The organism is Streptococcus sp. GP0011 (genome assembly GCF_030546305.1).
Classification (GTDB): domain Bacteria; phylum Bacillota; class Bacilli; order Lactobacillales; family Streptococcaceae; genus Streptococcus.
This window is the reverse complement of sequence record NZ_JAUONR010000004.1, coordinates 148,257-169,641: the sequence shown is the minus strand read 5'-3', so window position 1 is coordinate 169,641 and position 21,385 is coordinate 148,257. Positions and strand designations below refer to the sequence as shown.

The window sequence follows — 21,385 nt, the reverse complement described above, 5'->3', positions numbered from 1 at the left end:
TATTTCAACTGCTCTTTCTTATTTATTTAGCATAATCTACTGCACGAAGTTCGCGGATCACGGTTACCTTGATATTTCCTGGGTAATCGAGATTGTTTTCAATTTTCTCACGAACTTTGTGAGCCAAGATTGTGACTTTGTCGTCTTTGATTTGTCCTGGATTAACCATGATACGGATTTCACGTCCTGCTTGAAGGGCAAAGCTATTTTGCACCCCTTCAAAGCCATTGGCGATTTCTTCCAAGTCATGGAGACGCTTGATATAGCTTTCAAGAGATTCACTACGAGCACCTGGACGCGCTGCACTCAAGGCATCTGCTGCAGCAACGATCACTGCAATGACGCTTTCAGCTTCCACATCACCGTGGTGGCTAGCAATGGTATTCACCACAACTGGGTGTTCCTTGTACTTACGAGCCAACTCCGTACCAATCTCAACGTGACTGCCTTCAACCTCGCGGTCAATAGCTTTCCCAATGTCATGAAGGAATCCAGCACGACGGGCAAGAGCTGCATTTTCACCAAGTTCACTGGCAATGATACCAGATAACTTAGCAACCTCGATCGAATGACGCAAGACATTTTGTCCATATGAAGTACGGAACTGCAAACGTCCCATGATCTTCATCAAGTCTGGATGGAGGTTTGGCGCACCAATCTCATAGGCCGCAGCCTCACCGTATTCACGGATTTTATTGTCAATCTCCTGACGGTTTTTCTCCACCAACTCCTCGATACGAGCTGGGTGGATACGTCCATCCTTGAGCAACATTTCCATGGTCATACGAGCAATTTCACGACGAATCGGATCAAATCCTGACAAGGTTACCACTTCTGGCGTGTCGTCGATAATCACATCGACCCCTGTCAAACTTTCAAAGGTACGAATATTGCGTCCTTCACGACCGATAATGCGTCCCTTCATGGTATCGTCTGGTAGATGAACTGTAGAGTTTGTTGACTCCGCTACATAGTCACCAGCGATACGCTGCATAGCCTGAACCAAGATATCTTTCGCAATCTTGTCTGAACGTTCCTTGACCTCTTGCTCAGCCTCACGAATGCGACTAGCAATTTCCTTGGTCAAATTTTCCTCTGTCTGAGCCAAGATAATATCTCGAGCCTCAGTTTGGGAAAGGGAGCCAATACGTTCAAGTTCAGCTTCTTTTTGTCTTTCGACTTCCTCTAATTGCTCTTCACGTGCATCAAGGTTTTTTGCTCTATCAGAAATACTTTGTTCTTTTTGTTCAAGTGTTTTTTCTTTGTTCGTCAAATTGTCGTCTTTGCGGTCAAGACTCGTTGCACGTTCCGTCAAACGACTTTCAATTTGCTTGAGCTCCTGACGTTCTGACTTAAATTCAGCGTCCACTTCTTCACGGTATTTTCTGGCTTCCTCTTTGGCCTCCAATAGTGCTTCTTTTTTAAGAGACTTGCTTTCGCTCTTGGCTTCATTTAGTAATAAATCCGCTTCGCGCTCAGCTTGTCCTCGTAAATTAGTTGCTTCTTGTTCAGCATTTAGAAGCATCAACTCTGCAGCCTCTTGAGATGATTTCATCTTAGCTGAGATGCTGACATATCCAATGACTAAACCAATGATGACGGCAAAAACAACAATCGCAATGGTCATGATTTCCATGTTTTTACCTCATTAAATTTGTTTATCGAATGACATACATTCCTTAATATTCTATCATAAAAAAACAATTTTCACAAACCCAAATTGAAGAGTTTTGTGTGAATTTTAGAAGAAAGTTCTGAAATCACAAAACAAACTTTCTAACTCTTAAAAATGACATTTTCATTAAAACATATAATAAAAAAGCCTACCTTTCAGTAGACTTAGTTTGATTCTATTCTAATGGGTACTCTGCCGAAATTCTGCTCTGCTATACTTGGCTGTCCTAGTTGGTAAATCTGATCTGCCTTTTGAGTCATAGCATCCCAAGGTTCTTTTCCAATTCGGCTGACTAGATGGACCTGCTCTTTCAGAGACTTGAGATGTTGTCTGCCTTTTTCTGTAAATCCTAGGACATGGATGCCCTCTGGCAAGTCACTTTCCCTGGCCTGCACCAAGATATAGGTCAAGAGGCGTCTGACACGCGCCTTAGTGTAGCGTTTAGTCGCAACCGCCTCGACCAATTCCTCCACAGACTGGGCTGTTTTGATAGCATCCTTGATGCGAACTGCCATTTCTTGATTGACCTGATAGATGGTCGTTAGATCTGGATTTGACAAGATTTGATAGCGGAGAAATGGAAAATAGTCATCCCAGCTCACCTTACTGGCCTGCTCAAAGAGGTCAACAGAAGGCATAAAGCATTCTAAGAAATCTTTGTCCCTCTGGTGCTGACGAAGAGCTGTTGCCGAGGCAAAGTCCACATCCTTATCAACAGAATGATAGCCAGCTCCCTGACGCTGAATCGGATGGAGTTTGATTCTACGTCCCGAAACCGCCTTGGCATAGGCCAAAGCCAGAACATGATTGGGCGTATTGCCAGAAAAGTAAAGACCAGCAAATTCCCGCCACATAGCTTGGGTTTTCTGAGGGTAGGAGAGTGAATCAGGTAGATTGTCCACAAAATTCTCCATCTCAACGCCTTGCTCTGTGTAGAGGTCGGCAATTTTCTGATAATCCAGAACTGCCTCTGTCCCGAAAGCTAGAGTATCAATGCCCAAGCGAGCCAAGATATCCACAGCTCCTTGGCCAAAGAAATCTGCCGCCTGAACACTGACTAAAAAGGGCAATTCTACTACCAAGTCTGCTCCATTTTCCAGCGCCATCTGAGTCCGTGTCCACTTGTCCACGATAGCAGGCTCTCCACGCTGCATGAAATTTCCAGACATGGCAACGATTTTCAGTCCCTCCGCCTGATCCAGCAGGTATTTATGCCCATTATGAAAAGGATTAAACTCCGCGATAATACCTGTTATGGTCATGATGTTCTCCTACTACTAGACATTACTTCTCATTATATTTATTAGCTTCAACTATTTTATAATCTTTGTCTAATCGAGAAATTGTATCAAACAATTCCATAACATTGCTAAAATAATGATTAGATTGATTTATCTCTTTAATAATAAACTCTAAGTTTATTCTTTCATACTCTTCTTCTGATCTAACAGCCAAATCTTGAAGTTGATTCACAAGAATACTAACGCTATCAATATCATCAATGGAATCATTTTGAGCAATATTTCTTGTTTTTGTTCTCAAAATATTTTCTATAATTCTGATAAATTTGGGCCGTTCAAAATCCTCTAGTACCAAAATGGCAAGTGACAAATAAAGCAGATCTATATTTCCTTTCAAAGAATATATTACTTTGTATTTTCGTAGATACTTCTGAATTTTCTCTCTAATAAAACGCGTACGTTTCAATTTGTAGTTATCTCTTTCATATATCACTTGTACAATCGAAATCAGAGATAATCCTATAGCTAAATAGAATTGAAATGCCGTATTACTTGAATCAGGTGAAATATCATTTACATTTCCTGTAAAAGCTATTCGAGCAATATACCAGTTTAAAATAATTGAAGCTATCGCTATTATTAAAATAAATAAATGATTCACTAATTTTCGACGACCTAATATCAAAATTATCAGATATATAACTATCCAAAAAACTAAACTTATCGTCCATAAATAGTTATATGAAACATGACATGTTTTAAAAGCAGAATTCAAAAACAAAGAACAAACATAGCCTAGGATAGAAAAAAATGGCGAAATAAATATCCAAAAGATTATGCTGTTCGTACTAATTTTATCTCCACTAGAAGGAGAAAAAAATCTCGTACTAAATCCCTGATATTCTTTCAAATTCATTGAAAGAAAGTTCTTAAGTATAATAAACTCTAATATGACCACAACCACAATCAAAAAGAATTCTAACATTATTACCTCAATCTATTTTGCCAAATCATTCAGACATCCTACTTCTGCGCGACAAAAAACCAACGGGTGCTGGTTTCTGTTGGCTCCTTGTCCTCAAAGTCCGCATAGAGTTTGAAGGACTTGAAACCGGCCTGTTCCAGCAAAACATCATAGGTTAGGACCTCATAAGTTCGTTCCTCATGCACTTCATCGTGGCGACTAAAAGAGCCGTCTGCTTCCTTGATAAAGAAAGTCAACTCATGCACGATAGAGTGAGGTGCTGCGTCCTCGTAGGTATCCCAGAGCATGGCAAAATCTTCTGCATTTTCATGGTAAGAATAGCCTGGAAAAACTTCATCTGTCTGGTAAGTCGAATGGACATCAAAGATAAATACCCCATCTTCGTTAAGGGCATTATAGACTTCTTTGAAAACATCCCCAACTTCAACCTCATCCTGCATGTAACAGATTGAGTCTGAATAACACGTGACAAAATCATATTGACCTGCCTTGGACAAATCCAGCATATTGCCTTCAATAAAATCAATCTTTTGCTTGGCTGAAGCAGCTCTCTTCTCCGCAATCTTCAGCATATCCGCGCTCAAGTCCAGTCCAGTCACTTCAAAACCAGCCTGAGAAAAGCGCACAGACTGGATGCCTGTCCCGCAAGCCAATTCCAAGAGTTTCTTTCTCTCCTTGGTCTTAGGCAAATGACGCAGAGAAAAATCCGTCCATTTATCGTATAAACTATCATCCATGACCGCATCATAGACCGCCGCAAAGGTTTCATAAGTTGCCATAAATCATGATACCAAGTCCGCCCGTAATCGGAATGAAAATTAGGAGCTTGACGATGGAGCCGAGCTCCAAGGAAGGCTATCTATTTTCCGACGATTACAGGACGGGTTCAAATCCTTTCTAAGACACAAAGAGCGTTAAAAGCAAGGAGAAAATAGGAAACTTTCTGCTGTATCGTCAGATACAAAGGAAGTTTATCTTTTTCTCGCAGCTTTTAGCTCGTGTTCAGTTTCGAGATGAACAAAACACGACGCCCTCACCTTTCTATCCATTTTTTCTAAAATAAGCAAAGAAACCCAGTTTACTGCAACTGAGTTCAATTGTAACGCTATAGTCTTTTCGTTTGCTTTTAGTACTAGGCAACGAATTGCAGGCATAACTAGAGTTAGACAAAATGAGTTAACGCCGTAATAAAAGATAAAGGAAAAGACTATAAAGTTTCAGATAAATCTACAGAATCCGCCTCATGCCATAGTTTTTCTAAGTTATAGTGGGCACGCATTTCTTCTGAGAAGATATGCACAACGACACCACCGAGGTCTAGTAGAACCCAACCTCCCGCTGCATCACCTTCAACATGGCTGCCTTTAACACCAGCTTCTGCTACTTTTTCACGAATGTTATCAGCGATTGCATCCAACTGACGGCTATTCATCGAGCTAGTGATAACAAAGTAGTCTGTCACGCTGGTCAAATTCTGTACATCAAGTGCAAGGATATCCTCCGCACGTTTTTCATCAGCCGCTTTCACGACTAGTTCTAGTAATTCTTTTTCGTTCATTTAGTCCTCTTTCAAATAGTGCACAAAGGCGTTATAGGTTTCCAGGGTTTGGGGATAGATGGGGAATCCCTGATGAGCTAGATGCTCCACGGTACGAGCTGTTTCGTAGGCCACTGCCTTATTGAGCGATAGCACAGCAATCTCACGTGCCTCGTCCACTCCAGGAAAGGCACGATTGTGCTCGATATAATCTGCGACGTAGATGACTTTGTCTAGATCGGTCATCTGACCAGCTCCGACTGTATGGATTTCAATAGCTCGCAGGATTTCTGGATCATGCAAATCCAAATCTTCCTGAATCTTGTAGATGCCAACCATGCCATGCCAGACATTATTACCCCAATTTTTGAGGTCAGGATCTAGCCGGTAACGGTCAATCAAGTCTAGAAATTCCTGATCTGACAGCTTTTTAGCATAATCATGAAGAAGGCCTGCTAGACCCGCTTTCTCGGTATCGACTCCAAATCTCTCCGCTAACTCTATGGCTGCACGCTCCACCCCCAAACAATGGGTTAACCGTTTTTCAGGTAGAAGCTCTGCCATTTTTTCCAACAAAGCCTCTCGGGAGCAGTTGATATAGTCTTGGTAGGCCATCAGTAGAGCCCCTCCTTCTCGATGTAGTCTAACACTGGCTGAGGTAGGAGAAAGTTAGGTTTCCGACCTTGGGCAAGGAAATCACGCACCATGCTGGACGAGATGTCCATGAGAGGCACATCCACCCAGATAACTGGATAGGAAGTCCCTGCCTTGTAGCGTGGGCGCTGAACTCCAACAAACTGAACCATGTCGACCAGCTCATCAATTCGGTACCATTTAGGCAGATAGTCCACCATATCAGCCCCGATAATGAAGTAATAATCCGTATCTGGATGTTGCTCTGTCAAAATCTTCATAGTGTCGTAGGTGTAAGAAATGCCCTTGCGCTCCAGCTCAATAGTTTCAATGGCTAAGCCTTCAATCCCCTCAAACGCCAATTCAAGCATCTTGAGCCGATGGTGCTCGGGGATGGTTTCCTTTTTATCCACATGAGGTGGTTGGTATTCGGGCATAAGCAGGACCTGGTCCAGTCCTAACTGTTGTCGTACTTGGTCCGCCACAACAAGATGGGCATTGTGAACAGGGTTAAAATTCCCCCCTAAAATCCCGACTTGTTTGCGTTTTTTCTCCTTGATTTCTGGCTCCAACTCTACCTTGGTAAAGGGAGTCAATAATTCGATTGCCATAGGCTCGTCTTCCTTTAATTCTCTGTAAAAACAGTTGTTTGGAGTAGGTGTTTAGATTTCTCTGACTTTTTTGGAAATCTTGCGATTTTCTTTCTTGCTGGATTGTTTATACAAAATCAAGATGCGTCCGATTTTTTGGACCGTATCCACACCGATTTCTTCTTCCAAGATTTCAGCTACTTCGTGGATGTTTTCATCTGTGTTTTGCAAGAGCGTAACTTTAATCAATTCGCGGGCGTCAAGGGCTTGACGGACGCTGGTTTTGATTTGGTCGTTGAGTCCATTTTTCCCGATTTGGATGATGGGTTTGAGGGTATGTGCCTGGCTGTTGAGGAAGGCACGTTGTTTTGATGTTAATGACATAATTTCTTTAAAAGAGTTTCTTTTTATACTTTTCTGAAGTGGTTACGGACGTCAGCAAAGTCCTTCGGACTTTCATGACTAAAATTTGAGCCTAAGGTCTCAAATTTTCCGCAGTTGGTACAACTCCTTGTACCAACTGACACCACGGCGAAAAGTATTCGTTATGGGCTCGCAAAGCTCGCCCGAATCCAGACAACTCTTTCCTTTCTGTGTTTAAATAATTGCTTTTCGTGTGACGACGGCGACGCCTTCTGGTGCCCAGACGGCGACTTTGGCGTTGCCTGTTACGCGGATCCAACCTAGGCCTGAAATGACTAGGTCTGTCTTGTCCTTGATGGTAAAGACATGTTGGACTAGTTTTGGAAAATCTTCTTTTTCTTTGCTATTTGGTGGTGTCAGAAGAGTTCCCAGGTGCTTGTCGTAGAAAGCACTAGCGCCTTCTAGCTTGGTACGGTGAAGTTTGAGTTCATTGTCAAAGAAAGCAGTAAATCCTTGCTTCTCACCTGCTATAAAGTCAAAGCGTCCAAGACCACCTAAAAACAGGGTTTGTTCAGGGTTAAGCTGATAGGTTTTGGGCTTGATTTCCTTTTTAGGACTGACATACTTGAGATTTTTAGCTGTCAAGTAGTGGGCCATTTGGTGGCGGTGGATGATTCCCGGCGTATCGTAGATATAAGATCCGTCGTCAAGCGGGATCTCAATCTTGTCCAAGGTTGTCCCTGGAAAGCGCGAAGTCGTGATGACATTCTGGTCACCCGTTATTTCTTGAATAATGGCATTGATGAGGGTTGATTTTCCAACGTTAGTCACACCGACCACATAGACATCGCGTCCCTTACGATACTGCTCGATTTTATCAATGACTTCCTTAATAGCATGTTTGTTTTGGGCTGAAGTCAGGACGACATCCACTGGACGAAGTCCTTCTTCGTGGGCGCGCTCCATCAGCCACTGGCTAATCTTGCCCGGTTTAACAGACTTGGGCAGGATATCTTTCTTATTTCCAACCAAGAGAACATCATTGCCCGATACAAAGCGTGGCAAGCCTGGGATGACAGAACCATTAAAGTCAAAGATATCAATGACATTGACCACCAAGGCGTCACTGTCTCCCACCTCGTGCAAGAGTTTGAGGAAATCATCGTCCGTCAACTGGACATCCGTGATTTCATTGTAATGACGGAGACGGAAACAGCGTTGACAATAGACTTCGCCAGTTTCCAACCCTTTTTCAAGTGCCGACTGGGGAGTAAATCCAAGACCAGCCTTGTCTGTCGTCTGAATGGTTGCTCCACAACCAATACAGAGAATTTCTTCCATAGTTAGATTCCTTTTTTATATGTAATCGGTCCGTACTTTTCAGTGATTTTTCGCATGACACGGCGCTCGCGAACTCGGTTAATCTGCGTCTTGATAGAGTCATGTTGGACTAAGGGCTTGACCAAGATCGAGCGAATTCCTGCACGATGCGCTGCCCGAATATCGGTCATAAGCTGGTCGCCGACCATGACCACTTCATTTTTCTCATAGTGGAATTCCTTCATGGCACGGTCTATTCCAAAGGTGAAGGGCTTCAGAGCCCAATAAACGTAATCAATTCCAAATTTCTCAACCGCGCGTTGCACTCGTTTTTTGGTGTTATTTGAGACCACGATGATGCGAATGCCTGCATCCCGAAGGTCATGTAACCATTGTTTCATCTCTGGCGTCCCATCAGGGTTGTTCCAAGCAATGAGGGTATTGTCCAAATCGACCAAAACAGCCTTGATTCCCTGCGCCTGCAGGCTTGGGACTGTCAGATCATAAACTGCTTCCACAGCAAAGTCTGGCATATAATTTTCAATCGCCATTCTGGCTCCTTTTCTTTTTAATTTCTAGCAATATTCTTTAAACATTGGGCTAAGACTACCCATAAAATGAGACTAGCTAGCAAAATATAAATCCAAGCATTTGGTTCATCTGCAAACGGTAAGGGAACATTCATTCCGAAGAATCCTGTAATAACCGCAAGGATAGCTAGCAAGACTGAGATAATTGTCAAAGTTGTCAAATTATCATTTAGATTATTATTTAGGATGTTGTTGTAAGAGGCTGAGAGTTGTTGCAAAACTTGAGAAATCAAGTCTGTCATCGAAACCAACTGGTGCGCTTCAATCATGGCATCGTCAAACTGTTCTCTCTCAACTTCGTTAAAACTGCGATAAAGAGCATGCCCTTGGATGTGTTCCAAGAGGAGACGATTTTGTTTGGCAGCAGCTGTCAGGTAAACCATACCAGTTTCCAAGTCAGAGAGGGCAAAAAGATTCTTTTTAGTTGTTTTTTGACGAAGAAGTGCACTGATTTCATCCTTACTTTTATCCATCTCTTCAATAACTGGATAATAAGCATTGCTTATAATCTCTAAACTGGCAAAAAGAAATTTGTAGATTGAAACAACTTCATGGCTTTCAAGATAGGTTGCCATACGTTTAATCACATAACTATTCTTGTGATTGCTAATTGTGATCAGCCGTTGTTTTTCAACGATAAAGGTCATCGGAATCGCTTCATAATATTCTTTGTCTTTTTCTAAATCAAGAACATTATAAATGAAGGTGACCGTTCCCGTTTCACGGTGATAGTCCATGTGGGCACGCTCATTTCTATCCAGAGCATACTCGATAGTTTCTTTGTCCAATCCATAGACATACGAAAGGTCTTCCATGTTTTTAATCTTGTCCACATCAAGGTCTATCCATGTACAATCGTGACCTAATTTTTTCTCTACAAATAGCATACTCTCTCCTTTACCAAACTCCTTCTATTGTACCACAAATCTGCTAAAATAGCCGGCCTATTCAGTACGAGATAGATTGCTGACGACGGTAATATTACGATTGGGAACAAAGTGAAGGGCTTGATCGTCACCTCGCAGTTGCGTTGTACGGATTCCTACGCTAACGACCTTTCCAGAAACGGTAATCGGTCCATTTGTGAGAACGACTTCATCACCCACATCAAGCTGGCGTTCAAAAAGGATGAAGAAGCCATTAATGACATCGGATAGAAAGCCTTGCGCCCCCATACCAATGGCCACCCCAGCAATCCCCGCACCGGCAAGGAGGCTAGAAACTGGCAGTCCTAAAATAGACAGGATACAGTAGAGCAAGAAGAAATACAGAATGTAGTTAAAGACATTCTCCAGCAAACGCGAGATGGTTTTTTGTCTTCCTGCATCTCGATTGGAAAATTTAAGTGAGGGCTTGACAATCTTTCGTACAGTCGCATGAAGCATCTTTTTAGCTATATAAAATAGTAAAAACAAAATCAAAAGAGAAATCACCTTGGTCAAGAGATTCTCTAACATGGTTGTTAAATCAAGTTTATCAAAATAGCGTTGAAAAAAATCTTGCATATAAAACTCCTTTTTCCTATTATACCATAAAATCGTCCTTCTCTTTTCTTTCATAATTATTCAATTATTGTTCCTATTTTCAAAATATCACTTGCCTCTATAGCATATTTATACTATAATTATAAACAATACATTTTGAAGGAGACTGCTATGAAACGAATCATTAGAGCCTGGATCAAGGCAAGCCTCATCAAACGAATCCTTATTGGAATGATTTTGGGAGCTACATTAGGGATGCTCTTTCCAAACCTTACAGGAATTGGTCTGCTTGGAGACCTCTTTGTAGGCGGACTGAAAGCCATCGCTCCTATTTTAGTTTTTGCCCTTGTTGCCAATGCCCTTTCCCAACACCAAAAGGGGCAAAATACCAATATGAAGACTGTTATTTTCCTATACTTGCTTGGAACCTTTGCTGCTGCATTGGTAGCCGTTCTAGCTAGTTTCTTACTGCCTGTACAAATCACTCTGACCAGTGCAAATACAGAAGTTGCTGCTCCTGACGGTATCGGTCAAGTCCTCAGCAACCTCTTGCTCAAACTGGTGGACAATCCCTTAAATGCCATTGTTGAAGCCAACTATATCGGGATTCTCTCTTGGGCAGTCATCTTTGGTCTAGCTATGAGAGAGGCAAGTAAACACAGTAAAGAATTGCTGAAAACCATGGCGGATGTCACCTCTAAAATTGTCGAATGGATTATCAATCTAGCTCCCTTTGGGATTTTAGGCTTGGTGTTTAAGACCATCTCTGACAAGGGCATTGCCAGTCTGGCTAACTACGGTGTCCTCCTAGGACTCTTGATTGCTACTATGGCCTTTGTTGCTCTCATCATCAACCCGCTCATCGCCTTTCTCTTTATGAGGAAAAATCCCTATCCCCTTTTTTTGAAATGCTTACGTGTCAGTGGTATTACAGCCTTCTTCACTCGTAGCTCTGCTGCAAATATCCCTGTCAATATGAAACTCTGCCAAGATTTGGGACTGAATCCTGACACCTACTCTGTCTCCATCCCGCTTGGTTCGACCATCAACATGGCTGGCGCTGCTGTTACCATAAATGTCCTGACCTTGGCTGCCGTCAACACACTCGGAATTTCGGTAGACTTTGGGACAGCATTTGTGCTCAGTGTAGTGGCTGCCATTTCTGCCTGCGGAGCCTCTGGAATCGCTGGGGGATCCCTTCTCCTCATTCCTGTCGCTTGTAGCCTCTTTGGGATTTCCAACGACTTGGCTATGCAGGTTGTCGGAGTCGGTTTTGTGATCGGAGTCGTTCAAGACTCCTGCGAAACAGCTCTGAACTCTTCAACAGATGTCCTCTTTACAGCGGTTGCCGAGTATGCTACAAACCGAAAACTTCGTCCCTAGTCTTTGACTCCTCGTTAAACACTTGATTCTATTAGTTTAGGAAATTTTCATGTCCCTCACTCAACGTACGACCAAACTGGTCTTAGCGACCTGTCTCGCTTGTTTTCTCGCTTATTTTTTAGATTTATCATCAGCAGTTTCAGCTGGAATTATCGCTCTCTTAAGCCTCTCCGACACGCGCAGAAGCACGCTGAAATTAGCACGTAACCGCCTCTTTTCCATGCTCCTAGCGCTCGCTATCGGTGTTCTAGCCTTTCAGCTGACGGGCTTTCACATCTGGAGTCTGGGCCTCTACCTGGCTCTCTATGTCCCTCTTGCTTACAAAATGGGCTGGGAAATCGGCATCACCCCTAGCAGTGTCTTGGTCGGTCATCTCTTGGTACAGGAGTCTACTTCCCCAGATCTCTTGCTTAATGAAGTGCTCCTCTTTCTCATCGGGACAAGCTTTGCACTATTGGTCAACCTTTATATGCCCTCTCGCGAGAAAGCCATCCAAAGCTACCACCTTCAGGTCGAAGAAAAGTTAAAAGACATCCTGCTTCGCTTTAAATACTATCTGTCAAGAGGAGATGGACGCAATCAAGCCCAACTCGTTGACCAATTAGATAGTCTTCTTGAGGAAGCTCTCAAACTGGTTTATTTGGATCACTCGGACCATCTCTTTCACCAGACGGACTACCACATCCACTACTTTGAGATGAGACAGCGACAAAGTCGCATCCTGCGAAATATGGCCCAGCAGATCAATACCTGTCACCTGGCCGCAAGTGAGAGTTTGATCTTGGCCCAGCTCTTTTCAAAGATTGCTGCCCAGCTAAGTCAGACCAATCCTGCTCATGACCTACTTGATGACATCGAACGCTATCTGCAAGTCTTCCGCAACCGGAGTCTCCCGAAAACACGTGAGGAGTTTGAAACACGTGCCACCCTCCTGCAGCTACTACGCGAAGCCGAAACCTTTATCCAGGTTAAGGTCGATTTTTATCAGAAATATGGAAACTAGAACGCAAAGAACCTCAGAGAATTCCTCTGAGGTTCTTTTGTTTTGCATTTGGAAGAGAATTTTATTCCCTCACACTGTTCTCAAAAAAGAAATATCAACTCCTAATCGTCCATCACACCACCTGTAAGCTGGTACATGAGGTAAATGTGCTCCAAGACTTTTACCTTATCCATGTGGTCTACATCTTTAAAGCCACCTAATGCTAGAAGTGGAACGAAACCGAAACATTCATTGTAGGCTAGTTGACCCTGTTTGGCAACAGCTTTTTTATAGAGTGGGATATCAAAATAATCATCTGTAAAACTTTTGTCAGGTAGAAACTTGATAAAAAGTGATAAATTTTCTAAAAAAATATCAAATGTGCCATCTTTATATTTAATAATCCCCAAAAATTCGTTCTTCTCCCAAGTTATAATGTCCCCAAAAGCTGTCGCAAAAATAGGAATAGAAATCTCACCTCTGAAATAGCTATCTTGGAGAAGCTCAAGATAGTCATCTGGATTGATAACTTTTAGATAACCATCAAGAAAAGTTCCTAGACCATCTTCCTGCCAAATTTGTAGCAACTCCGCTGGAACTTGATTTTTATATTTTTCAATCACTTCTTGGGGCATATCTGCCACTTTGACAAAATCTTTTAACATCTATTAATCCTCTGTCGCATTCTTCATAAAAGCCTGTTTAAAGTCTTCGTACATCTCAAAAGCAATTTTCATGACATTTTCAAAGCCATCATAATTAGCAATCACTGGATCCATGATTCTATAGTCCGGAGAGATGAGTCTCCTAGAAAACTCCATCAGTGGAGTCCCTAGTATAACTTTGTTTTGAGAGTCCCTAACACTCCATATCAATTCAACTAATCCTTTAAAGATACTAATATGGAATCCAAAAGTATAACCATTTTCTTTAATCGGTTCAATATAAAAGAATTTTTCACGCCCATCAAATTTAGCTCTATATCCTAAATCTTCGAAAACATCAAATATCAACTCGCCTGTAATAATATTTAAGCGTTTTTCTTTAGGCGTTCTATCTAAGCTAAATTTATCTGAAAGCTCCTTATAGCGCTCCACAAAATTTATAGCTTGCAAAGCCTGTTCAACTCTGCAGTCTAATTTCATCTGTCTACTCCTTTGTAAATCTTAGTTCAACTCCGTATTCTTTAGCAATTTCCTTATATTTTCAATCACTTCTTGTGGCTTATCTGCCACTTTGACAAAGTTTTCTAACATTTTATCCTCCAATTCGCATTAACAGCAATACTCAAAAATCGCATTCTTCAAAATGTAATCAAGCTTATACTACTTTTGATTATGCTCTCTTTGAAAGACTTCCATAGCCTTGAACTGTTCTAGTTCTTTTTCATTAGCTGGTTGCTTGCCTAAATATTTATATTGGAAAAAGGATGTTCTAGCACTTGGTCCAAAGCCACTTTCGAGCCATGGGGCATAATCAAAGTCCACTGATAACTTATTATTTTCATCCAAATGAATCAAGCCTGCTGACCAATCGCTTAATCCGTTATCCATGAATACTTTTTTTAGTTCCTGAGCTTTCTTGAATAGTAAACGATATTCGTCAAAAAATTCCGATTTGGATATGCCAAATTCTTGAGGGATATAAAAGAAATAATGGTACTCTCCATTGTATTTAAAGAAGAAATAAATTTCTCCACTCAAAGTTCTATCCACTTCAAAATTGATATACAAATCATCCCACTCAACTGGAATCATATCGTTGGCTTGATGCACGATTTCGATAATTTTTTCATTAATCTGTTGTTCCATATTCCCCTCCAATTGATTCTATCATTATTCCACTGCAATCCTAGTATACCATAACCCCTATATCCCACTCCTTGATAAACTGCAAAAAGACCAGCTCGAGGGTAGTTAGAGCAAAAAAATTTTTGAACTAATAAAGTATAAGAGAAAAATTCAAATCCATAGAGTATTCATCGTAGCTACCAGCTCCTTTCGGAGAGCTACTCTATCAAATTGCGTATCTCATTTTTCATCAGATATGTAGTAGATTCCATCAATGACGGAATTCGCACATCAGCTGAAAGAAAGATCGGACATACAACGGATATTGATGAGTTTTAAAAAAAGCAGGTCTCTACTCCTGCTCCTGAAAAAAGATAAAAAATTTATTACACTACAGAAGGTCTCATAAAATCATAAACATCTATCTGATGCTCTTCAAACAATGCTTCTAACTTCTGCGCTCCTACTTCAGCTCCATGCTTTTCTATAAATTGAAGCTCAGCTTCTGTAATAGGGATAGCTTGTAGCCACGTAACATACTCTTCATCAAAATCGAAAGACTCCAGTTCCCACAAGAAAGGCTGAGTGAAAAATATATGATTTACTTTCGCATTTGGGTAGTAATTTCTAATTATATTTGGATAGACTGCACCAGGAGAGATACTATATTCTCCTCTCACGATATTAAAACCACAGTCTGCTATAATATTTGGAAAGTATTCCAGCTCTGCATCAGCTGCCCCAATGATTTCAACTCTTAAAGGCTTATCATTTATTCGACGATAAATGGTATATTCTGATAAACCGATTGTTGCTGCAGTTGTTAAATAATCGTCCGGACGGTTCTCTCCAATAAATATATCTAATTTGTTATCGTGATTTCTAAATGTATAGGCTTGAGGAACTCCCCCTACAGCTCTGGCTATTTCCTGTGCAATTTTAATTTTATCGTATTTCATTTGATTCTCCTCTTAATGTTTGGTCCAGCATGAGCTATGTTATCTTTCAGTTTCACTACACTCTTATGGAAATTCTCACAAAAGGCGTTAGAGTTTGATGATACCTCTGCCAGATTATCACCAAATTAACTGACTCTATAATCCCAGTATACCATAAACCCTATGGACTAGTGTTTGGAAAACAATAAAAGACCACCTCGAGGGTGGCCGTTTATCCATGAAACTAGTTCTCATTATATTTTTTCTGGAAGGATTCCATATCTACCGTTGGAAAATTATTTATCATATTTTACCTATCTTTTTAAGAGGCATATTCAAGAGCATCTGAAAGAAAACTTTCAAGTAAATCATCTAAAGAATTAAATTTTTCAACTACATCCGCAGATGGCATATCCAATTCTAAATATTCATCATTACTAGGATTATATACAAACCAACTAATATTGTTCTCTCCAATAAAAACAAACTGTTTATTTTCTTCGACTTCATGCCAAATTTTATTATACTCAAAGAAATCATAAATCTCTGAAGAACAACTATCCTCTGCTTTTAAACCATAAAGAACGCATCCATTAAAATCAAGACCATTTACTTTTGTTATAAATCGTGAATATTCTTGCACCATGAATGTCTTAACTTCGTTTGTTTCATTTTGACTAAGAAATTTAATTTTCTCTAAATCAATTGGAGAGTTTAGCTTTTCCCCATAACCAGATTCAATTCTATCTACTCTTCTTAAAAGTTCAAGCCACATTTATTTACCTCACTAATTATATATGTCCTTTCCAACAATTACCACAAAACTTCCTTACTATCCTTTATTTTCATTGTTCTACAAAATACTCTTTTGATAACTGGTAATAACTTTATTGTAAGATTTATTATCTTTAAAAATATGATTTCCATCACTTTCTCATATTCTCATAAATCTGTTTTTCCAACGCATCCTCCAATTTAGGTTCAAATGGGTCTTCTATCTTAGCGACTCTACAATCCTAGTATACCATAAACACTATGGACTAACGTTTGGAAAACAATAAAAGACCACCATGAAGGTAGTCCTTTGTTATCAATCGTCCATTTCATTATTTTACAAGTTCCTCAACTGGATGGCCGTAAAAATATTTCATACCTTCCGTCCAGTCTTTGTCTGACAAGCCATCAATATAACCAACCATCAAATCAATTTCATTTTTTGAAATAAGAGTATTGGTGTCTACTGGGACCTGCTTGCCTGTATAAATAGAAAGAAGGGAAGCCTGAAGATAAAGATGATATTTCTGTTCTTTTTGAGCAGCGATGTATAGAGCCGTCATAATTTCTTGTGTAAATAAACCAGGAAAAACCTGAAGAGTTTTGTAATAATAGCAATCTAAGTTCTTGTTCTTTATTACATCAAAATATAAACTTCCAACTTCTTCTAATCTTGCATTTTCCTCTATAATTGAACGATAGTTGAGAAAGCTATCCAAAGCATCTTGAATAGCGTACTCCACATCGGTTTCTGTATCTTCCCAATCCTCCCACAGAGTAAGAAGGTAAGGAACGACTTCATAGGACATTGTTTCCACAGCGCCAGCGACAAAAGTAAATACCGCAAATTCTGAAGCCGAACTTAAAAAATGAAAATTTTCAACCTTTTTTAAATCATCATGTGTACAAACTGGACAAAACAATCGAATACAAAGATTGAGCACGGCTTCATCTTTTGTCTGGTTCATCAAGTCAATCAGCAAGTTTTTTACTGTAAAATCTCCCTTTTTTAAGATTTCAGCAATCAGCAATACACATTCTCTCTCATCATTTACTGAAAGTAAGCCCCTTTTTAAATCTTCAAGCGCTACTGAACTAACGTGACCGAACGACATTCCTGGCATTAACAGTTTGTTTCCCATCCCCATTCTCCTTTTATCTCAATACTTTTTTTGGAAATTTCTTGCTTGCTTTCTGACCGATGATAAGTTATCACCAAATTTACTGGCTCTACAATCCCAGTATACCATAAAAGACCACCTCGAGAGTGGCCGTTTATCCATGAAACTAGTTCTCATTATATTTTTGTTGGAAGGCTTCCATGGCCTTGAACTGTTCTAGTTCTTTTTCGTTTCGAGGTTTAAAGCCAAGATGTTGGTATCTAAAGAAATTTATTCTCGCCGTTGGTCCAAAGCCACTTTCCAACCATGGAGCGTAGTCATATTCTACTGAAAGCTTGTTATTTTCATCCAAATGGATGATACAAATATACCAATCTGCCAAGTCATTTTCAATAAACACTCTTTTCAGATCTTCTGATTTATCAAATAATATATCACTCTGGTTAAATACTTCATCCTGCGATAACCCAAAATCTCTGGGAAGGTATAAATTATAATGATATTCACCTTCATACTTAAAATAAAAATATGCACTTCCACTATAGGTCTTGTCCATCTCGATTACAATATACAAATCATCCCACTCAACTGGAATCATATCGTTGGCTTGATGCACGATTTCGATAATTTTTTCATTAATCTGTTGTTCCATATTTCCCTCCGGTTTAGATGTATTTTCCCCTTCTCTAGTATCCTTTATCTGTATATGAAATCACATCTTACTGATAGGTCACTATCATAAAAACAAGGAGCAAGACAAACAAGGCGAGGCTAATCAAGAGGGTTACCATTTTTACCAAGCGGTTATTCTGCCAGTAGCCTGGTTTTCCGATATTGCTGGTCGCATCCATGGAAAAGAGTTGGCTTTGGCGAGGTTGGATGAGAACCAGGACAATTAAGGCGACAGCTAGGATTATTCCTACAATCATCAAAACTTCCATCATTTCACCTCAAGATTCCTAATAATGTAAAGATCAGGGTAAGAAGGATGAGCATGCCGAGTAAAATGGAGAAGGTTTTACTGATCTTTTCTCCTCGGCTAGGCTTTTCTTTCTTAAGCGCTCCTTGCTTTAACTCTTCCATGCGTCCTTCGACATCCTTGTAAAATAAATCTTTTTTAGTCATGTCCTTCCCCTATTATCCTTCCCATCCTCTCTTGGTAAGTAGCCAAGTCCACATAGTTAGCATGGCGACCTTGATGTCCAAGGGCTTGGCCCATCTTGTCAAGACTGCTGAGAGCTTCTTGAATCTTCGCAATCATGTCTCCAACAGTCTGCAAATTAAAGAGGTGTTCTGGAGCTGTGTAAGGTCTGTTATGAGCTGTCTGGTCAAAGGCTAGGATGAGCATATTGTGCTCGAAGGCTTGACGGACAGCATCCAAAAGCTCGTTTCCGTAATTGATGTCTAGATAGAGATCCGACAGCTGGTAGAGTTCTCGAATCTTTTGCGGACTAGCGTTTTGATAGAGAACGACATTGGGATAGGAAAGCAAGGTTAGCAACTTGGACGACATTTCAGTCACTGCCGCGATTCGGAAGGTCACCATTGGCAAGGACTCAATCAGGGTTTCGATATGTTCGATCTGATCTGAGTTGGTAACGATCAAGGCATCTGGTCGAACGAAGTTTTCTCTTTTGAACTGATAATGATAACCTAGATGGACAAACTTGTCATGATAGGCTGGATTGGTCAAGGCCAAGGCCTGTTCATAGGTAGCCTTATCTGGTATGAGGATCTGCTTGGCTCTCAGCCCCTCTTGCTCCAAGAGCAGCTGCATATTCCCAGGAAGGCAATCATCTAGCGGTTCTTGCCAAACCAAGATATCCTGTCCGCTCTTGTCTGGATAATGATATGAGACCAAGAAAGAGGTAGCTAGAGTATTAAAGAGAAGGTGGCGAGTGTCGATTCCCAAGTCTTGCAAAAAGAAGATCGTGAACTCCACTCGATTTTTAAAATGGCGCAGGGCTTGTCCGGGCAAGGTTAGGAGGATATCGCCTGTCACATGATTTTCTAGGACAATTTCCTGTCCCTTTGCATCCTGATACTTGGTCAGGATAGCCTGCCCATCTGCACTATAGGTGGTCTTGGCAAAGCAGGCTCCGTATCGGTTATAGTGGTCTGCTTGGTAGATGCGACCGGATAGGTCCTTCCAGTCGACTTGCTTGATCAGACGGGCCTGAGGAGCATCCACATAGTGAATCACGCCCCTCTCCCGAGAATCCTCTAGGATATGCGCCGACTGGTTATTGCCCGCAATCTCCCAAAACTCAGGTACGCCTACTTGGTTGAAATAAAGAGCTTTTCCCGACTCGTAACCTAGATAGTAGGTAAAGGGAGAAAGAATCCCATCTGGGAGAAAGCCATCTGGCTCGATCACAACCGTGACATGGGACAGACCAGCAACTTCTAGACTTTCATGTAAATCTCGGCTTTCCTGGCCATATCGATCAAATAGTTGAATCATGCAGGACCTCCTCTATCGTTTTCTTCCACTTGTCCCTTACTTTGTCTGTTAAAAATCCTCTAGCTAGCTCATAAGATGCTGTTCGCATATCTGGCAAATGATTTTCCTGATAGAGCTGGCAGATCTTTTCTGCAAAGGATCTTTTAATCGCCGTTTCAACATGGTCATCCGAACTTGGGATCAAGTAACCATTTTGACCGTCCTGGATAAAGGTCTGGTTTCCATAAGGCACATCAAAGCCAATCAGGGGCAAGCCTGAACCAACTGCCTCCATCAAGGTCAGACCAAAGCCTTCACTGGTTGAGGCTGTCAGATAGACTTCGTACTGGGGATAGATCTGAGCCAGGTCTGCATGCCCCTTGAGCTGGATATAGTTCTCCGCTTGGTGAGCCGTGATGATTTCCCTTAAAAGGGACTCCTCACCCCCACTGCCATAAATGTCAAAGGTGAGCTCAGGGAGGACTTGATGCGCTTGGATAACCGCCTTGACGAGCCAGTCAATGTGTTTTTCCTTGGCCAGACGCGAAGCAGTAATGAGAGAAAAGGGCTTGCGTTCCCTAGCAGGCTCCGTCAGCTGATCAATGCTCCCAACTGGAATCGTGACGATTCGTGGACGATGCTGACTGTACTGGGCAAATTGACCTTCGAGAACTTCCTTCTGCCGATCCGTAGACACGATAAAGCAATCGACCTTGTCCGCATTTGTAAACTGATACTCATAGTAGTTGTTCCAAAGGAGATAGTCTTCGTTACTAGCATTTTCACTATAGTGCTCTGCGTGGACGACAACTGCTAGATGGGCCTTCTGTGCTTCTTCAAAAACAGCCTGACCAATCCCTGTTTCCCTGTCCAAGATGACCAGATCAGACTTGCTCAAGTTCAAACGTTGCATAAAATAGCGCATAAGGGCTGGCTTTCCGTACAGAATCCGATCTTTAAATCGATAGACCTCTTCCTGTCCTTCAGTCAGCAAGATATCGTAAGCAGTGCTGCCGTCTTCATTAAAAAAGCTTCGTTGATAGAGCCTAGCCATCTGGTCTTTGGGCGCGAAATATTCTGTACAGTAACGTGTGTAGGAGAAATAATCCTTGCGAATCAAGTTCCCCCCAAACACATACTCTGCATGCTGTACTAGATTCTTAGCCGAGTCTACCAAGTAGCAGGTCACAAATTTATCCTCATCTGAAAAGTAGACACGCAAGACTTTGCCATCTTGCTCCCTATGACTCTCAAGGCCACCGAAAGAGGCCAAGACTTCGTCAACTGTGACACTGGTCGGGGCTAGCTTGATATCTGTAAAATGATTGTAAAGCCAGATTACCTGATCATCCGCAAAGCCGATATTGGCCGTTAAATGCTGGATATTGTCTGCTAAAATCAAGTCGGTAAAGATAAACTTAGATGCTAGGTCTAAACTTCTAAAAATCCCTGCTCGGTAGGCCTGGGCATACTCGACACCACTACTCGCCCAACCGATTCCTAGATTTATATTGTAAATTGTCATATGATCCTCTT

General features: G+C 41.2%; 25 protein-coding genes. 2 read left to right on the top strand and 23 right to left on the bottom strand.

From position 1 onward, the window contains the following. Positions 1-22: 22 nt before the first annotated feature. The 12 genes from Q4443_RS06175 to Q4443_RS06120 all read right to left on the bottom strand — a co-directional run bounded on the left by Q4443_RS06175 (position 23) and on the right by Q4443_RS06120 (position 10,439). Positions 23-1,636, bottom strand: coding sequence for a ribonuclease Y (locus tag Q4443_RS06175; RefSeq protein WP_049519337.1), 1,614 nt, complete (start codon positions 1,634-1,636; stop codon positions 23-25). Positions 1,637-1,839: 203 nt separating this feature from the next. Continuing rightward, positions 1,840-2,937: a nucleotidyltransferase gene (locus tag Q4443_RS06170; protein WP_049519339.1), complete on the bottom strand. Its 1,098-nt coding sequence runs from the start codon at positions 2,935-2,937 to the stop codon at positions 1,840-1,842. Positions 2,938-2,959: 22 nt separating this feature from the next. Continuing rightward, entirely contained in the window at positions 2,960-3,901 is a 942-nt protein-coding gene (locus Q4443_RS06165) for a hypothetical protein (protein WP_303408207.1), read from the bottom strand. 38 nt (positions 3,902-3,939) lie between these two features. Then, on the bottom strand, positions 3,940-4,680 hold the full coding sequence (locus Q4443_RS06160) for a class I SAM-dependent methyltransferase (RefSeq protein ID WP_303408206.1): 741 nt from the start codon (positions 4,678-4,680) through the stop codon (positions 3,940-3,942). 428 nt (positions 4,681-5,108) lie between these two features. Continuing rightward, entirely contained in the window at positions 5,109-5,459 is a 351-nt protein-coding gene (gene rsfS, locus Q4443_RS06155; RefSeq protein WP_049519343.1) for a ribosome silencing factor, read from the bottom strand. Beyond that, positions 5,460-6,053, bottom strand: coding sequence for a bis(5'-nucleosyl)-tetraphosphatase (symmetrical) YqeK (yqeK, locus tag Q4443_RS06150; protein WP_000331220.1), 594 nt, complete (start codon positions 6,051-6,053; stop codon positions 5,460-5,462). It abuts the gene before it with no gap. Next, positions 6,053-6,682 (bottom strand): nicotinate-nucleotide adenylyltransferase, encoded by a 630-nt coding sequence (locus Q4443_RS06145; protein WP_049519344.1) that lies wholly within the window; start codon positions 6,680-6,682, stop codon positions 6,053-6,055. Before Q4443_RS06145 ends, yqeK begins: the two co-directional genes overlap by 1 nt. Before the next feature lie 51 nt (positions 6,683-6,733). Then, positions 6,734-7,045 carry a ribosome assembly RNA-binding protein YhbY gene (gene yhbY / locus Q4443_RS06140; RefSeq protein ID WP_049519347.1) on the bottom strand — a complete coding sequence of 104 codons (312 nt, stop codon included), beginning with the start codon at positions 7,043-7,045 and terminating at the stop codon, positions 6,734-6,736. Positions 7,046-7,258: 213 nt separating this feature from the next. After that, entirely contained in the window at positions 7,259-8,365 is a 1,107-nt protein-coding gene (gene yqeH, locus Q4443_RS06135) for a ribosome biogenesis GTPase YqeH (RefSeq protein ID WP_049519348.1), read from the bottom strand. 2 nt (positions 8,366-8,367) lie between these two features. Continuing rightward, the gene (locus tag Q4443_RS06130) at positions 8,368-8,895 is read right to left on the bottom strand and encodes a YqeG family HAD IIIA-type phosphatase (RefSeq protein ID WP_000963745.1); all 528 of its coding nucleotides are present in this window, start codon (positions 8,893-8,895) and stop codon (positions 8,368-8,370) included. Positions 8,896-8,912: 17 nt separating this feature from the next. After that, the gene (locus Q4443_RS06125) at positions 8,913-9,821 is read right to left on the bottom strand and encodes a magnesium transporter CorA family protein (protein WP_049519349.1); all 909 of its coding nucleotides are present in this window, start codon (positions 9,819-9,821) and stop codon (positions 8,913-8,915) included. Between the two features lie 57 nt (positions 9,822-9,878). Continuing rightward, entirely contained in the window at positions 9,879-10,439 is a 561-nt protein-coding gene (locus Q4443_RS06120; protein ID WP_001150572.1) for a mechanosensitive ion channel family protein, read from the bottom strand. A 150-nt stretch (positions 10,440-10,589) separates the two neighbouring features. On the opposite strand from Q4443_RS06120, the gene sstT reads away from it, so the two are divergent. Both sstT and Q4443_RS06110 read left to right on the top strand, forming a co-directional pair. Further along, positions 10,590-11,801, top strand: a complete 1,212-nt coding sequence (gene sstT / locus Q4443_RS06115; RefSeq protein WP_049519351.1) for a serine/threonine transporter SstT — start codon at positions 10,590-10,592, stop codon at positions 11,799-11,801. Positions 11,802-11,850: 49 nt separating this feature from the next. Next, positions 11,851-12,804: an aromatic acid exporter family protein gene (locus tag Q4443_RS06110; RefSeq protein WP_049519353.1), complete on the top strand. Its 954-nt coding sequence runs from the start codon at positions 11,851-11,853 to the stop codon at positions 12,802-12,804. A gap of 101 nt (positions 12,805-12,905) precedes the next feature. Here Q4443_RS06110 and Q4443_RS06105 read toward each other — a convergent pair whose 3' ends face one another. The 11 genes from Q4443_RS06105 to gtfA all read right to left on the bottom strand — a co-directional run bounded on the left by Q4443_RS06105 (position 12,906) and on the right by gtfA (position 21,374). After that, complete coding sequence (locus Q4443_RS06105) at positions 12,906-13,448, bottom strand: T6SS immunity protein Tdi1 domain-containing protein (protein ID WP_049519355.1); 543 nt, start codon at positions 13,446-13,448, stop codon at positions 12,906-12,908. A gap of 3 nt (positions 13,449-13,451) precedes the next feature. After that, positions 13,452-13,928 (bottom strand): hypothetical protein, encoded by a 477-nt coding sequence (locus tag Q4443_RS06100; protein WP_049519356.1) that lies wholly within the window; start codon positions 13,926-13,928, stop codon positions 13,452-13,454. Positions 13,929-14,108: 180 nt separating this feature from the next. Beyond that, on the bottom strand, positions 14,109-14,594 hold the full coding sequence (locus Q4443_RS06095; protein WP_049519357.1) for an immunity protein YezG family protein: 486 nt from the start codon (positions 14,592-14,594) through the stop codon (positions 14,109-14,111). A gap of 365 nt (positions 14,595-14,959) precedes the next feature. Next, entirely contained in the window at positions 14,960-15,532 is a 573-nt protein-coding gene (locus tag Q4443_RS06090) for a suppressor of fused domain protein (RefSeq protein WP_049519358.1), read from the bottom strand. A gap of 301 nt (positions 15,533-15,833) precedes the next feature. Continuing rightward, entirely contained in the window at positions 15,834-16,286 is a 453-nt protein-coding gene (locus Q4443_RS06085) for a YrhA family protein (RefSeq protein WP_049519359.1), read from the bottom strand. Between the two features lie 331 nt (positions 16,287-16,617). Continuing rightward, positions 16,618-17,427, bottom strand: coding sequence for an Imm47 family immunity protein (gene imm47, locus Q4443_RS06080; protein WP_049519360.1), 810 nt, complete (start codon positions 17,425-17,427; stop codon positions 16,618-16,620). Positions 17,428-17,572: 145 nt separating this feature from the next. After that, a complete protein-coding gene (locus tag Q4443_RS06075) occupies positions 17,573-18,058 on the bottom strand; it encodes an immunity protein YezG family protein (RefSeq protein ID WP_049519361.1) in 486 nt (161 codons plus the stop codon). 67 nt (positions 18,059-18,125) lie between these two features. Further along, positions 18,126-18,350 carry an accessory secretory protein Asp5 gene (locus tag Q4443_RS06070; RefSeq protein WP_049519363.1) on the bottom strand — a complete coding sequence of 75 codons (225 nt, stop codon included), beginning with the start codon at positions 18,348-18,350 and terminating at the stop codon, positions 18,126-18,128. Between the two features lies 1 nt (position 18,351). After that, positions 18,352-18,531: an accessory secretory system protein Asp4 gene (gene asp4 / locus Q4443_RS06065; protein ID WP_000161924.1), complete on the bottom strand. Its 180-nt coding sequence runs from the start codon at positions 18,529-18,531 to the stop codon at positions 18,352-18,354. Then, positions 18,524-19,870 carry an accessory Sec system glycosylation chaperone GtfB gene (gene gtfB / locus Q4443_RS06060; RefSeq protein WP_049519364.1) on the bottom strand — a complete coding sequence of 449 codons (1,347 nt, stop codon included), beginning with the start codon at positions 19,868-19,870 and terminating at the stop codon, positions 18,524-18,526. The genes asp4 and gtfB overlap by 8 nt, the downstream gene beginning before the upstream one ends. After that, positions 19,854-21,374, bottom strand: a complete 1,521-nt coding sequence (gene gtfA, locus Q4443_RS06055; RefSeq protein WP_049519366.1) for an accessory Sec system glycosyltransferase GtfA — start codon at positions 21,372-21,374, stop codon at positions 19,854-19,856. Before gtfA ends, gtfB begins: the two co-directional genes overlap by 17 nt. Between the last annotated feature and the right edge of the window lie 11 nt (positions 21,375-21,385).